The organism is Kitasatospora sp. NPDC091207, from assembly GCF_044768625.1.
Taxonomy (GTDB): Bacteria; Actinomycetota; Actinomycetes; order Streptomycetales; family Streptomycetaceae; genus Kitasatospora.
The window spans coordinates 337,461-351,398 of the sequence record NZ_JBIVVS010000001.1 but is presented as its reverse complement, the minus strand read 5'-3'; the positions used below and the strand labels follow the sequence as shown (position 1 = coordinate 351,398).

The window sequence follows — 13,938 nt, the reverse complement described above, 5'->3', positions numbered from 1 at the left end:
CCGCATCGTCCACCCGGACGACTCCCGGCCGCCCGTGCACACCGGTACGGTAGGAACTCCCCCTGAGGGAGGTTCAAGTCTTGTCGCCCGACGTCATGTGGAGCATCGGGGAGCTGGCCGAGCGCGCGGGCGCCACGGTCAAGTCCGTCCGCTTCTACTCCGACCGCGGTCTGCTGCCCGAAGCCGGCCGGAGCTCCGGCGGGCACCGCCGCTACGGCCCGGAGGCGCTGGACCGGCTGCGGCTGATCCGCTCCCTGCGCACGCTCGACCTGCCCGTTCCCGAGGTGGGCCGGGCCCTGGAGCACGAGTCGGCACTGGAGGACGCCGTCGCCCGGCAGTTGCGCGAAGTCGGGTCGCAGCTGGCCGCCCTGCGCTGGCGCGAGGCCGCCCTCCAACTGCTCCAGGACTGCACCCCCGCCGAGCGCGCCGACCGGCTGCGCCTGATCGGCGTGGTGTCCGGCCCGCCCGACACCACCGTGATGGCCCGCTTCTGGCGCCGCGTGCTGCCCCTGCGGCTCCCCGCCGAGCTGCTCGCGGCGGTCGTCGACGCGGCCGTCCCGTCGCCCCCCGACGACCCGACCCCGGCCCAGGTGCTGGCCTTCGCCCGGATGCACGCGCTCACCGCCCCGGGCAGGCTCAGCGTCGACCCCTGCCGGCCCGACCTCCGCGCGCCCGACGAGGACTACCGGCCGGCGGTGCTCTACCAGGGCCTCGGCCTCGCGTACGAGCTGGCCGCGGCGGAGATGACGCGCGGGGAGGCGCGGGCGGGCGACGCCCTCGACTGCTTCGTCGCCGCGCACGCCGACTCGCGCGGCCTGCGCGACACCCCGGAGTTCCGTCACCGCCTCGGGTACGTGCTCGACCAGACCGCCGACCCGCTGGTCGACCGCTACTGGCAGCTCGCCACCGAACTCGCCACCCCGCCCGCCGTCACGCCAGGCTCCGCCCACGAGTGGCTCCGCGCCTCCCTGGCCGGCCAACTCGCCGACGCCGCGGCCTGATCGGGCGGACGGGCGCGCAGGGTCGGCGCACCACGAGGCCCGGGTCGCCGGAGGGCGCGGGGCGGCCCCGGGCCGTCCCGCCGGCCCCGGGATGTTTCGGTACCCGCCGAACCGTGTCCGGGGCACCATGGGGGCATGTCGCTCGCCCAGCTCGCCGGACTGCTCGCCGACCCGACCCGCGCCGCGTTCTGCACCGCCCTGCTCGACGGGCGGGCCTGGACCGCCGGTGAACTCGCGCGGCACGCCGGCGTCGCGCCGTCCACCGCCAGCGAGCACCTGTCCCGGCTGGTCGCCGGAGGCCTGCTGGCCGAGGAACGGCAGGGGCGGCACCGGTACGTCCGGCTGGCCGGCCCGGCGGCCGCGGCGCTGATCGAGGACCTCTGCGCCTATGCGGCGGGCACCGGCCCGGCGGGGCCCGGGCCGCGCAATCTGCGCGAGTCCACCCGGCTGAGCGCCGAGGCCCGGGCGCGGACCTGCTACGACCATCTGGCCGGCCGGCTCGGGGTGGCGGTCACCGAGGCCGTCCTGGCGCGCGGGCTGGTGGCGGACGACGCCGGCCTCGCGGTCACCGCGGCCGGGCGGGAGTGGCTGGCCGGCCTGGGCGTCGGGCTGCCGGCCCGCACCGGGCGCGCCGGCGGCCGGCCGCTCGTGCGCGGCTGCCTGGACTGGACGGAGCGCCGCAGCCACCTGGGCGGTGTCTTCGGCGCGGTGCTCTGCCGGGCCGCGCTGGACCGGGCCTGGGTCGAGCGGATCGGCTCCGGCCGGGCCCTGCGGGTGACGCCGGCGGGCGACCGGGCGCTGCGCGAGCTGCTCGGGGTGGCCCTCGACCCGGCGGCGGTGGGGTGACGGGCTCGGGCCCGTCGGCGTCACCCCACCGCGGGTTCATCCCGTCGTCCTCGCCCCACCGCAGGGTCACCCCATCGTCCTCGCCCCGTCCAGCGACTCCCGGATGATGTCCGCGTGCCCGGCGTGCTGCGCGGTCTCCGCGATGACGTGCAACAGCACCCGGCGCACGGACCAGACGGCGCCCGGCTCGAACCACGGCGCCTGCGGCAACGGGTGGCCGAGGTCCAGATCCGGCAGGGTCGAGACCAGCTCGTCCGTCTCGCGCGCCACCCGCTCGTAGGCGGCGAGCAGGCCGGCCAGCGTCTCACCGTCCGCCATCCGGAACTGGCCCTCCCAGTCGACGGACTCCCGCCCCATCGCCTCCGCCCCGCCGACCGCGAACCGCATCCAGCGGTCCTCGACGCCCATGACGTGCTTGATCAGGCCGCCCAGACACAGGTCACTCGCCGTGGTGCGGCGGGCGGCCTGCTCGTCGTCGAGGTCGCGGACGGTGTACCGGAGGAAGCCGCGGTGCTTGTCCAGCGTCTGGAGCAGATCGGCCCGCTCGCCACCGGAGCGCTCCCCGCCGGCCCGCTCCCCGCCGACCTGTTCCACGTCGCTCATCAGGCGTCCGCCAGTACGGGCATGTCACCGGCGGTCGTGCCCAGGTCGATCACTCCGAAGGCCGCGCCCTGCGGGTCGCCGACCGCCGCGAACCGGCCGAACGGGCTGTCCATCGGACCGAAGAACAGCTGCCCGCCGTGCTCGGTCACCTTGGCGATGGCCGCGTCGCAGTCGTCCACCGCGAAGTAGACGCTCAGGTACGACGGCGCTTCCGGCGGCAGGTCGTCCGGGCCCACCTTCATCCGGCCGAGCGCGGGCCGGTCGTCGATCTGGAAGATCTTGTAGTCGACCTGGTCGGCGTCCATCCGCTTGGTGGTGTACGGGAAGACGGCGGGGAAGAAGGCGTCCGCCTTGCCCGGCTCACGGGTGAGCACCTCGGCCCAGGTGTACGAGCCCGGTTCGTTCTGCTTCTCGAAGCCCTCGTGACGATCGGCCTGCCAGACGCCGAAGGTGACGCCGCCCGGGTCCTTGGCGATCGCCATCGAGCCGAAGTCGCCGACCCGCATCGGGCCCATCAGCACCTCGCCGCCCCCGGCCCGGATCTTCTCGACGGTGGCGGCCGTGTCCGGTGAGGCGAGGTACAGGCACCAGGCCGACTTCACCTCCTCCCCGGGCATCGGCGGCACGACGGCGGCCACCGCCTTGCCGTCCGAGTACGCCGTCGTGTAGTTGCCGAACTCCGACGCGCTCTCGCCGAAGGTCCAGCCCAGCACCGCCCCGTAGAAGGCCTTCGCGCCGTCCAGGTCCTTGAACATCGCGTCGGCCCAACAGGGCGTGCCCTCGGGTAGCACGGCCATGATCCTGCCCTCCAGGTAGCGGTTTGTCCCGATTCGCCACAGTAGCCAGTCACCCGCCCGACCGCGCCCCGAGCGGCCGCACCCCGCCCCCCCGGGGCCCCGTCCGCCCCGGAACGACGGCGGCCCGCCGGAGCACCCCGGCGGGCCGTCACAGGACCGGATCGACCGGTCGCCGCTATCCGCTCACCCCTGCCCCGCCCCCGGTGCGGCCGCCGGGACCGCCGCCGGGACCGCCGCCGCGAGCGGCGGCCGCGCACCCGCCGTCCCGAAGCCGACCGGGCCCGTCGGCACGAGCCCCCGGCGCGGCGCCTCCTCCACCGCGCCCGCGGCCGCCCGCCCCGGCGCCGCCGCGAAGGCGAGCCGCGCCGCCGACGTCCCCAGTCCGGACGCGCCGAACGGGAGCGCCGCGCCCGCGGCGGCCGGCAGCGGCAGCGACACCGGCGCGGCCGGAAGGGTCCCCTCCGCAGGCCCGTCCGGCAGCTCCACCGGCACCGGCGCGGCCGGCACCGCGGGCCCCGCCCAGGCCTGGTCCCGCCCGAAGTGCCGCCGCAGATCCGCCTCGCCGTACCGCCGGCAGTCCCGGTGCCACACGTAGATGCCCGCGAGCCAGTTCTCCAGCTCCTTCACGTACCCGTCCAGCAGCGCCCGGGCCTCCGCGCCCAGCTCGAAGTCGTCGTAGAGCACCGGGAACTCGTTCCGCGCCACGTGCTGGAACTGCTTCAGCCGCGAGTGCATCAGGTCGTCGACGATGCGGACGGCCGCCGGGTAGTCGCAGTTGAAGAAGTTCTGCACCACCAGTACCGCGTTGTGCACCTCGCCCTCGTACTCGACCTCCTTCTGGTACGAGAACAGGTCGTTCATCATGCACGCGTAGTCGGCGGCCGCGTTCTCCAGCGAGCGCATCGGCCCGCTCTGGTAGATCGCCGGCGGGACGGCCTGGCCGTGGGCCAGCCGGCACAGGCTCATGGTGAGGTCGGAACCGAAGGTCTTCCGGCGCATCTCGATGTAGTCCACCGGGTCGGGGATCCGGTGCTGCGCCTGGTTGTTGAGCTCCCAGACCCAGCTCAGGGTCATGTCCTCGATGGCGGTGCGGAACTTCCGCCGGGCGTCCGCCGTCATCGGGGCGCTGGTCCGCTCCCAGAGGTCGGCCAGGCCGCGCTCCAGAGCGTTCACCGGCACCGGCGTCGGGCTGCCGTCGACGGGCATGAAGGTCGAGAAGCGCTCGGTGATGAGCTTGGCCCCGACCAGGTCGCGGGTCCGCCCGTAGACCACCGGGTAGTAGTCGTCGCCGTACGTCCCCCAGGTCAACCAGGCCGAGGTGAGGTCGAGTTGTTCGGCGGTGGCGTCCGGGTGGATGCCGGCCGAGCAGAGCGGGAAGTCGTAGTCGGCGACCTTCTCGGCCGTCCAGATGTCCGAGCCCGGAACGCCCGGCTGGGCCTCCAGCATGCCCATCCGGGCGGCCCACTCCACGGTGACACGCCGGGAGGTGTCCAGGTGCGGGCTGAGCTGCACGGTGTAGGGGAGCTTGAACTCCGGCAGCCGGGACGGCCCGACCTGCTGGAACGGCACGTGGCCGTGCGACCTGGCCCGCCGCACCGCCGGGTCGACGCCGCCCAGCGAGCCGGGTGTGCCGTCCAGCGTGTTCACTCCGCTCAGCGAGCCCAACTCGCCCAGCCCACCGGGCAGTCCACGCGCCGCGCCGACCCGGAGCATGTCCAGTGCCGCGGTCCCGATCCCGCCGATCGCGTACTGGTCCCACCAGTTGGCCGAACGCGCGGCCGCGCCGCCGCCGTTCATGTACCGGCTGGACCGCATGTGCCACTCGTGACCGCCGGACTGCCAGTCCTGCAGGCCCTTGACGTACGCCAGCACCCGGGCGACGCCCACCGGGTCGAGCCCGGTCTCGGTGAACAGCCACGGCAGTTCGGTGAACACGGTGTTCTCGAACTGCTGGAGCCGCGAGGTGAGCAGGTCGTTGACGGCCTCCGCGGCCTCCTGCGTCGTGCAGCCGAGGAAGGTCTCCAGCACGAGGATGCCGTTGCTCAGCTCGCCCTCGTCCTCGACCTCCCGCTGGTAGGAGAAGATGTCGTTGCGCAGGTGGACGCCGTCCGAGAAGGCGTCCATCAGGACGCGCAGCGGCCGCGAACCCGAGACCTCCTTCGGCACCTCGGCGTTGGCCGCGTACTCGATCAGCCCGGCCGACCAGGGCGCGCCGCCGACCTTGCGGCGCATCTCGATGTACTCGACCGGGTTGGCGATCCGCCCCGCGTTGATGTTCGCGAGCTCCCAGAGCGACTCGTTGAGCAGGTTCCGGGTGCTCTCGGCGAACCGGATCCGCCAGTCCTCGCCCATCGAGGGCACGGTGCGTCGCCAGAGGTCGGCCAGACCCGCCTCGACCGGGTTGGTGGGCTCGGGCATCGGGGTGGCCGGGTCGGCCGGCATGAAGAGCGGCAGCCGGTCCAGGTAGGCCTTGCCGCCCTCACGGTCGTTGCTGCGCTTGTAGATCTCCAGGAAGTGGTCGTCGAAGAAGAAGACCCACACGTACCAGTCGGTGACCAGGGACAGCGCCTCGGCGGAGGCGTCCGGGTGGGTGTAGGCGCAGAGCAGGCCGTAGTCGTGCGCCTCCAGGTCGGCCTGGTCCCAGATGCCCGACCCCTCCAGCATCCCCATCTCCCTCGCCCACGCGGTGGAGTGGGTGCGGGCCCCGTCCAGGTGCGGATTGAGGCGTGCCGGATGCGGCACGTAGAAGGAGGGCAGTTCGAACGGCTGAGTCACCGGGGCGAGCCTTTCTGGACGCGTCGAGGAGGCCGACCGGCACGGCGGAGGGAGCCTTCGGTCCGCCGCGCCCGCCACCCGGTCGGCTCAGCATTACCCCTGACCGACGATCTCCACCGGACAACCGCAACAGTCGTATGAGATAAACCACTTGGATCGAACTCCTGCCCGATAGAACGGACAGTTCTGGTTCATCTGTACGGATTCGGAGGCCCTTCCCGCCCGGGAACGCCGGGAGGGGCGAGCGGTGACCGCTCGCCCCTCCGTCCCGTCGCCGGGCTCCCGCTCAGCCCCCGCTGCCGTTCACGGAGTCCTGCATGTACACCTCCCAGGCCGCCGGCACCGACTCGTCCGGCTCCTCCGGATCGCCCGGCACGGGCGCCCCGGCCCCGGGACCCGCCCCGCCCGCCGGTCCCGCCGGCCGGACCGGCCCCGGCACGAACGCGCCGGGCACCGGCGCACCGTCCTCGGGCGGCTCCGCCAGGCTCGCCCGGATCAGCGCCGCCGCCTCCGGGTGCCCCATGGCCTCGGTGATCCCGGCCACCCGCAGCGCGTAGACGGTCCGCTCGCCCTCCTCACGGTCGAGGTCGGCGTCGTCCATCAGGTCGTTCAGCGGGCCGACCACCGCCGGCCCGCTCCGCTCCGGTTCCTGCGGCCCGGCCGCCGTCGCCACCGGGCCCGTGTCCACGTCCGGGTGGTGCAGCGCGGTCACCGACCCCGGCGCGACCGCGTCCAGGAACGGCACCGGCTGCCGCACCGGCCGCGTCACCAGGTGCTCGTACAGCTCGTCAACCGGCTGGTCGGTGGCCGCCGCCGACAGCTGGGCGAGCGGGCCGATCATGCCGACCGCCTCCCTGACCTCCTCGTCGTGCCGGGCCAGCCACCAGACCACCGCGCTGCCGGGCGACTTGAGCACGTCCTCGCCGAGGTAGGCCCGCTTGTTCCGCTCGTACCGCCGTTCGTGCTCCCACACCTCCTCGGCCTTACGCACCTCGGACAGCTTGCCGAGCCGCTCCCGGTCCGCCTCCGGAAGGCCGAGCCCGACCCGGCCGCCCATCGCCACCACCAGCCCGGCGGCATCCGGGCTCTGCGTGCCGAGCGTCCCCTCCAACCGGTGCCGTACGAGGTCCAGCCGGCCGGGGTGCTCGCGCTCGGTCACGGCCCGGGCCCGGGCCAGCACGGTCTCCACCGCGAGGCTGCCCGGGTTGGCGTGGACGAGGCCGCCGATGTTCTGCACCGGCCGCCACCAGACCGTCGCCGAGAAGAGGAAGTCGTAGTCCGGCACCCCGCTGGGCAGCGCGACGCCCTCCACCCGGGTCTCCTGGTAGGGGAGTTCGACCACCGGTGGGTGGAGCGGGGGCGCCGTCGGCGGGTACGGCCCGCCCGGCGCCTCCACCACCGGCGCGCCCCGGCGCCCGGCGGCCTGCCGCACCACGAGGGCGACCACGGCCGCCGCCCCCGCCCACAACCAGACGGGCCACTTGGCGGACAGCCCGCCCACCACGGGCACCGCACCGGCCACACCGGCGAGGACGGCAACACGGACCTTGCTCATGGGGCTCACGCGATCCTCTCCTCGGACGGACGCGCCCGGGGCGGGTCCATCGGTTCAATGCCCTGCGCACGATCGATCAACTGCCAGAACCGGCCGGCCACTTCGTCCCGCCCGGGCCGCTGGGACGAGTCCCCGCCGGTCGCCGCCCAGTCGTAGCCGACCAGGTACAGCCGGCTGAGCAGATCGGCCCGCTCCTCGGCGGCGTGGACCAGCACCTGCATCAGCCGCTCCCCCCGGGCCGGCTCCGTCAGGGCTTCGGAAAGCCACCGCTTCACCACCGGCTCCCACCGCTGCGCCGGGGCCACCGCCAGGACCGCACGCCAGCCGCGGACGACGGCCCGGTCCGGCGCCCACGACAGCGGGTCCATCAGACCGAGGAAGATCCCGACGTCCGCCGAGTCCACCCGCCGCGTCTCCATCGCGTCCCACAGCCGGGCCATCAGCTTCGCGTGGAGCCGCCGGTCCCGCCGGACCAGGACGAACAGGGCCTCCCGCGCGTCCTGGGGCCCACCCTCGGCGGCCCCCCGGGCGAGGTGGTGCAGCCGGACGAGCGCCTGGTCGGGGTGGGTGGGCGCCATCACGTCGAGGCAGATCCGCGCCAGCACGCGGACGAGGTTCGGGTGCAGCCGCGCCGTGGTCGCCCAGTCGTAGACCCGCGCCCGGAAGGCCGGGCCGAACCGCTCGTCCGCGAGCCCGCAGGCGAGCACCTCGATGGACTCCGGCAGCAGCCTCGTCTCCGCCGCCCAGAACTCGGCGAGCTCGAACAGCGGCCGCGTCCTGCCCACCCGCAGCGACTGCTCCGCGAAGCGGGCCACCAAGAGCCGCCGGTCCTGCTGGCCGAGGCGCCCCGCCCTGACCGTCTCCCCCACCCACTGTCCGAACGCCGCCCGCAGGTCCGGGTAGTACGTCCAGAAGTGGGCCCGGACCGCCGCGTCATAGGCCAGCGCGTCGAACTGGATCCGCCCGTCCCGGTCGACCGCCACCCGCAGGTCGTCCAGCCGTTCGGTGAGGTCGGTCCGGTCGAGCCTGGGCTTCTCCTCCGGCGGGTGCTTCAGCATCACCAGTAGCCGTTCGGCCTGGTGGAACACCACGTCGGCCGGCGCCCCGTTCAGCATCGCCGCCACCAGCAGCAGCGCCCGCTGCCGGCCTTCCGCGAGCCCGGCGACCTGGTCGGCCACCTCCTTGCTCCGGTCCCGAAGCGCCTGCACCGCCCGCCGCGCCCAGAGCGCGAGGTCGCCGCCCGTCGAGCGGGCCTGCTCCATGAGCTCGGCGAGCCGCTGCAACTCCCGCATGGCGGAGCGCTCCAACAGCTCTCCGAGCACCGATTCCCGCAACTCCGCCGCCGGGACGTCGATTCCGGCCCGCGCCAGATGCCGTGCGAGCACGCGGTCACCGCGCGGGCGCTCGATCGGCACCACCAGGGGCCGGAGGTCCGACCGGAGCAGCCGGTCGTACCCGTCGGGGAGCACGACCGCCATCCGCGCACCGGAGCGCTCGACCTTGTCCCAGTAGGCCGACAGCCACTGCTGCTCCCCCGCGAACTCCTGCTCGGACGCCCCCGAGAGGTCGAGCAGGATCCGGTCCCCCTCGGCCGGCTCGGGTTCCTCGGTGCGCTGGTCCGCCAACGACAGATCACGGAACCGGTCGGCCTCGGCGCCCTGCCGGTGCAGCAGCACCACGGCCGTCGTCCGTCGCCCGCTACCGGGCGACCCGGCCAGCAGCACGGTCGTACCGGGCTTCTCCAGCCGCTCGGCCGCATCGCCGTAGCCCCGCGGGGAGACGAACCGGCTGCTCAGCCAGCGGCGGTGTTCCAGCGCCACCCGCAGTGGATCGATACCGGTACGGACCAGCCGGTCCTCACCGGCCAGCAGGTAGTAGAAGTGCTGGTCCCCGGTTCCCGTGTGCGTCGGCCCGTGCGCATCCCCGATGCGGGTCTCGGTCACCGGCGCCGGCCCTCACTCCCATCGCGGTCCCCGTGGTCCCCGCAGTCCCGGCGGTCCCGGCGGTCCTCACTCCGGTCCCCGTCCCGGCGCTCGTCCCGCTCCCGGCGGGCGCCGAACTCCTGGTTCACGGTGCCGCGTTCGAGGTAGTTCGCGCCCTCCCCGGTGAACTGCACGCCCCCGTTGCGGATCTCGTTGCGCTGCTCCCCGCTCCCCGTGTGCAGCGGCCCGTTCGCCGTGTTGATGAAGGTGCCCACGTCGCCGCCCACGTTGCCGATGCCGCCGTTCTGCCGGTGCGTGTAGTCCCTGGCCTGGACGACACTGCCGTCCACCCGGCCCACCCGGTTGCGGCTCTCCGGCCGCTCCGCCTCGCTCTTCGCGAGCTGCCGCTGCGCCTCGGCGAGTTGGGGCAGCGCCTCGGCCAGGTCGTCGCCGATCCGGGCGAGGTCGGCGTCCGCGCTGCGGGTGTCCAGCCGCCGGTACTGGCAGTCGGCCAACTCCCCCAGCTCGGCGGGGAGGTCGCGCCGGTTGAGCCGGGTGGCCCGGCCGATCAGCACCGGCACGACCAGCGCACCGCTCTCGAAGGCCTCGACGATCTCCCGCCGGGTCCAGTCCTCGGGGTCGTCGAGCGCGCGCCGGCCGTCCGCGGTGCGGGCGTCGGCCCAGCGGTCGCCGATGACGGCGATGAGCACGCTGCTGCGCCGCACCGCGGTCAGCAGTTCCTGCGGGAAGCGCCGGCCGACCTTGATCGATTTGCTGGCGCGGAACACCCGCTCGCTGCCGAACCGCCGGGACAGCTCGCGCTCGATCAGGGTGGCGCCGGTGTCCTCGTCGGTGGTGCGGTAGTTCACGAAGATGTCGGGCATGACGGATCACCTCTCCAGGGAGTTACAGGGCAGGGCCGGGCCGGGGAGACGCCGGGGAAAGGCCGGACGGGAAGCGGAGGGCGGCCGGACGGGCCGGGTCTACGGGTGGAGCGCCGCGGCGAGCGCGGGCTGGAGGTCGAGCACCGCCCGGTTGGCCCGGAACCGGGCCAGCTCACGGGCGAGCCGCTCCACGTCGGTGGTGATGGTCGCCGACCGCAACCCCGGGACGAGCGGCAGCAGTTCGGCGGCCAGCGCGCAGGCGTGCTCGATCTCCCCGGCGGCCGCGTGCGCGAGGGCGCGCCGGAGGCCGTACCGGGCGCGGCTGCGGACGGCGTGCGCGGGGATCCGCGGGTACTCGCGGTCGAGGACCTCGGCGGCCTGCGCGGGGCGGCCGAGGTCGTGCAGACACCAGCCGGTGACCATGGCGGCGGGGTCGGCCAGGGTGCTCGTCCCGAGCACGGGCGTGCCGGTACCGTCCTCCGCGGCGGCCCGGGCCAGCAGGTCGCGGGCCCGGTCGAGGCTGCGCAGGCTCGCCGAGTGGTCGCCGGCCAGTGCGTGGCCCTGGGCCTCGCGCTGGGCGGCGAGGCCGCGGATCCGGGGTGGCAGCCGGCCCTCCTGGGCCTGGGTGACCAGTTCGACGGTCCGGGCGGCGTCCCCCGCGTAGAGGGTGACCAGGGCCCGCCGGACGAGTGCGTAGGAGGCGAGGTCGTGGTCACCGCCGGCCTCGGCGAGTTCGACGGCGCGGGCGGTCCACCAGAGGGCGGCCGGGTTGTCGCCGGCCTCCTGGGCCATCCAGCCGGCGTACTCGGCGTACCGCGCGGCGAGGCCCAGCAGCTTCGGACGGCTCGACGCACCGGCCTGGACGGCGAGTTCGCGCAGGGTGTGGGTCTGCACGGTGAGCAGCGGCAGCAGCACCCCGGGGTCGGTCGTCTGCCCGAGTGTCCGCATCTGGTCGAACTGCAGGCGGAAGATGTCCACCGGCGCGGTCTCGGCTGCCGCCTGCTGCGGCACCACGGCGGCGGCGACTCCCACCCCCAACAGGGAGGTCGCGCCGACGGCGAGCAGTCGGCGCCGCCCGAGACCCCCGGGCCAGCGGACGCCGTCGGGGCCGACCCGGAGCAGCCATGCCGCGTCGTCGACCGCGGCGCCGTCCACCCCCGTTCCGCGCTCGGGGGTCTCGGACGGCACCAGCTTCTCCAACTCGCCGCCGGCGCCGAGACGGGCGTCGCAGCGGCGGGCCAGGTCGGGGGGCGGCGTCTTGTGGCCGCGTTCGATCTTGCTGAGGTGGCCCTTGCTGTAGTTGAGCAACTCGGCCAGCCGGGTGAGCGTCAGTCCGGCGGCGATCCGCCGTCTGCGCAGTTCCGGACCGAACGCGCCGGCCATGTCGGGCGATTTGGACGTGCGCATGCCAACCCCCTCTCTGGAACCGCCTGCCCGTGGTTCTGCGTCATGGGCCGGAGACGGTATCTCCCCCCGTCTCCGCATGAATATTGGCATGCGGACGAGGGGGGTGAGCGGGGAATGGCGCTGTTTCCCGTTTCCTCTTTCACCAGTGGCGATGTGGCGGCTACTCGACCTGAGGACAAAGGGAGTTAGCGACAAGTCCACTGATATGACAGGACGGCTGCCCCTCTCCGAGCACCGGCCGCCGGGCACCTGAGCCCGGCGCCCGGGCCACCCCCACCGCCACCCCGCGGCCCGCTCCGGGGACGGCGGCGGCACAGCGCGGCGACCGGGCGGGAAACCCCGCCCGGCATCTGGAGTCACGGGCCGACTTTCGTCGCGACGGCGATTGTCCGCCCGGTCCGATCACCCTGTTCGAGGGCGATCCGTTCCACGAAAACGAATTCGCTCGGCCGACGGCGGCGCCGTCGACCTTTCGACCCTCGCCGGCCAACTCGATCTCCTGCGCGCCGCGTTGAAGGGCGAGGCGACCACTCCCGAGCACGACGATGCCGTCGGCGCCGCCGCCCAGGCCGAGGTGGCCGCCCAGCAGGGCGGCCAAGCCGGGGTGCTCGCCCATCTGAAGGCCGCCGGCAGCTGGGCCCTCACCATCGCGCGCGAGATCGGCGTCGAGGTGGCCGCCCTCGCCGTCGCGCATGCCATCGCGGGGGGCCGATCGACCACCGACCAGCACCCCGGCGGCACGGCGATCCCCTCCCGAGCCCGGCCCGACGCGGGCCCACGGCCCGTGGGAAGCACCGGCGTTGGCCCGGACCGCCGCCGGGCAGCGGGGCGCGGCGGGCCGGACGGCCAGCAAGGATCGAACACAAACCAACCAGCCGGGACAAGGCCCGCCAACTCAACCAATCCACCCCTACGGGCGTGTTGACGCCGATCCCTCCTCCCCCGTCCACCAGACTGGGCGGCGATCCGCGTCTCCACGATCCGAGGAGGGCTTGCCCATGAACGTCACCGTCCGGCTCGCACAGCAGCCCGAGGCCGACGACCTGCTCGGGCGCAGCGCGCTCGCCGCGCTCGTCGGGATGCTGCTGGACCAGCAGGTGCCCATGGAATGGGCGTTCACCGGCCCGCTCACCATCGCGCAGCGCCTGGGCCGGGACGACCTCGACGCGCACGAGATCGCCGTCCACAACCCCGAGGCGTTCGTCGCCCTGCTCTCCGAGAAGCCGGCGGTGCACCGCTACCCGGCGGCGATGGCCAAGCGGGTGCAGCAGCTCTGCCAGTTCCTGGTGGCGCAGTACGACGGCGACGCGGCGGCGCTCTGGCGCGATGTCGCGACCGGCCGGGAGCTGCTCAGCCGCCTCAACGCCCTGCCCGGCTTCGGGAAGCAGAAGTCGCAGATCTTCCTCGCACTGCTCGGCAAGCAGTACGGCGTGCGGCCCGAGGGCTGGCGCGAGGCCGCGGGCCTGTACGGCGAGGAGGGGGCGTACCGGTCGGTCGCGGACATCACCGGCCCGGAATCGCTGGACAAGGTGCGCGTCCACAAGCAAGAGGTGAAGGCGGCCGCCAAGGAGGCCAAGACGGCCAAGGTCTGATCAGGCATCACACCATTGCTGCCCGGCGCTCACGAGGAGCGCCGGGCACCGAAGGGCGCCAAAGGGAACCGAAGGACCGCCGTCATCGAAGTCCTGCGACCCCCGAAGGGCCCCGCACCGCCTTCTCGTCCGCCTCCGCGAGCCAGAAGTAGACCGGCGTCAGGGCGAGTTCGAGCACCATCAACCCGGTCTGGAAGCCGTGCGGCCACCCCTCCACCGCGATGGACAGCACCCGCCCGAGCGCACCCAGCAGGAACACTCCGGCCAGCACCCGCACCACCGCCGCCGGGATCGGCGCCTGCCGGGCCGCCCAGATCCACGCCAGCCCGTAGCCGGCGAAGACCGCGCCGAAGAACCGGCCCAGGCTGTCGATCGTCGCGCCGGCGTCCTCCTCCCCCGGGATCGAGGCGTTGCCGCCCAGGACGTGGAAGAGCCCGATCGCCACGCAGGCGACCCCCGTCGTCCACGCGAGCGCCCGCAGAGCCCTGGCCATGATCAACCCACCCCCACCATTACTTGACACACGTCTACTTAAGTAGGGACCAGCTAGTAGACG

The 13,938-nt window shown here is 74.1% G+C and carries 11 protein-coding genes; 3 read left to right on the top strand and 8 right to left on the bottom strand.

The features are described 5' to 3' along the window. Nucleotides 1-80: 80 nt before the first annotated feature. Nucleotides 81-1,001 carry a MerR family transcriptional regulator gene (locus ACIQTO_RS01575; protein ID WP_402381392.1) on the top strand — a complete coding sequence of 307 codons (921 nt, stop codon included), beginning with the start codon at nucleotides 81-83 and terminating at the stop codon, nucleotides 999-1,001. A gap of 135 nt (nucleotides 1,002-1,136) precedes the next feature. Next, nucleotides 1,137-1,847 carry an ArsR/SmtB family transcription factor gene (locus ACIQTO_RS01570; RefSeq protein WP_402381389.1) on the top strand — a complete coding sequence of 237 codons (711 nt, stop codon included), beginning with the start codon at nucleotides 1,137-1,139 and terminating at the stop codon, nucleotides 1,845-1,847. Nucleotides 1,848-1,913: 66 nt separating this feature from the next. On the opposite strand, the gene ACIQTO_RS01565 is transcribed toward ACIQTO_RS01570, so the two are convergent. The 7 genes from ACIQTO_RS01565 to ACIQTO_RS01535 all read right to left on the bottom strand — a co-directional run bounded on the left by ACIQTO_RS01565 (nucleotide 1,914) and on the right by ACIQTO_RS01535 (nucleotide 11,790). Next, complete coding sequence (locus ACIQTO_RS01565) at nucleotides 1,914-2,450, bottom strand: DinB family protein (protein WP_402381386.1); 537 nt, start codon at nucleotides 2,448-2,450, stop codon at nucleotides 1,914-1,916. Next, nucleotides 2,450-3,247: a VOC family protein gene (locus ACIQTO_RS01560; protein WP_402381384.1), complete on the bottom strand. Its 798-nt coding sequence runs from the start codon at nucleotides 3,245-3,247 to the stop codon at nucleotides 2,450-2,452. Before ACIQTO_RS01560 ends, ACIQTO_RS01565 begins: the two co-directional genes overlap by 1 nt. A gap of 183 nt (nucleotides 3,248-3,430) precedes the next feature. Beyond that, nucleotides 3,431-6,022 (bottom strand): germacradienol/geosmin synthase, encoded by a 2,592-nt coding sequence (locus ACIQTO_RS01555; RefSeq protein WP_402381381.1) that lies wholly within the window; start codon nucleotides 6,020-6,022, stop codon nucleotides 3,431-3,433. A gap of 286 nt (nucleotides 6,023-6,308) precedes the next feature. Next, nucleotides 6,309-7,586 (bottom strand): hypothetical protein, encoded by a 1,278-nt coding sequence (locus ACIQTO_RS01550; protein WP_402381378.1) that lies wholly within the window; start codon nucleotides 7,584-7,586, stop codon nucleotides 6,309-6,311. Continuing rightward, the gene (locus tag ACIQTO_RS01545) at nucleotides 7,583-9,520 is read right to left on the bottom strand and encodes a hypothetical protein (RefSeq protein ID WP_402381375.1); all 1,938 of its coding nucleotides are present in this window, start codon (nucleotides 9,518-9,520) and stop codon (nucleotides 7,583-7,585) included. Before ACIQTO_RS01545 ends, ACIQTO_RS01550 begins: the two co-directional genes overlap by 4 nt. Then, nucleotides 9,517-10,383, bottom strand: a complete 867-nt coding sequence (locus ACIQTO_RS01540; RefSeq protein ID WP_402381373.1) for a TIR domain-containing protein — start codon at nucleotides 10,381-10,383, stop codon at nucleotides 9,517-9,519. Before ACIQTO_RS01540 ends, ACIQTO_RS01545 begins: the two co-directional genes overlap by 4 nt. Before the next feature lie 99 nt (nucleotides 10,384-10,482). Beyond that, nucleotides 10,483-11,790, bottom strand: a complete 1,308-nt coding sequence (locus ACIQTO_RS01535) for a multiprotein-bridging factor 1 family protein (protein WP_402381370.1) — start codon at nucleotides 11,788-11,790, stop codon at nucleotides 10,483-10,485. A gap of 998 nt (nucleotides 11,791-12,788) precedes the next feature. On the opposite strand from ACIQTO_RS01535, the gene ACIQTO_RS01530 reads away from it, so the two are divergent. Beyond that, entirely contained in the window at nucleotides 12,789-13,382 is a 594-nt protein-coding gene (locus tag ACIQTO_RS01530) for an HhH-GPD-type base excision DNA repair protein (protein ID WP_402381367.1), read from the top strand. A gap of 82 nt (nucleotides 13,383-13,464) precedes the next feature. On the opposite strand, the gene ACIQTO_RS01525 is transcribed toward ACIQTO_RS01530, so the two are convergent. Then, a complete protein-coding gene (locus tag ACIQTO_RS01525; protein ID WP_402381365.1) occupies nucleotides 13,465-13,875 on the bottom strand; it encodes a DUF4345 domain-containing protein in 411 nt (136 codons plus the stop codon). Nucleotides 13,876-13,938: the final 63 nt, after the last annotated feature.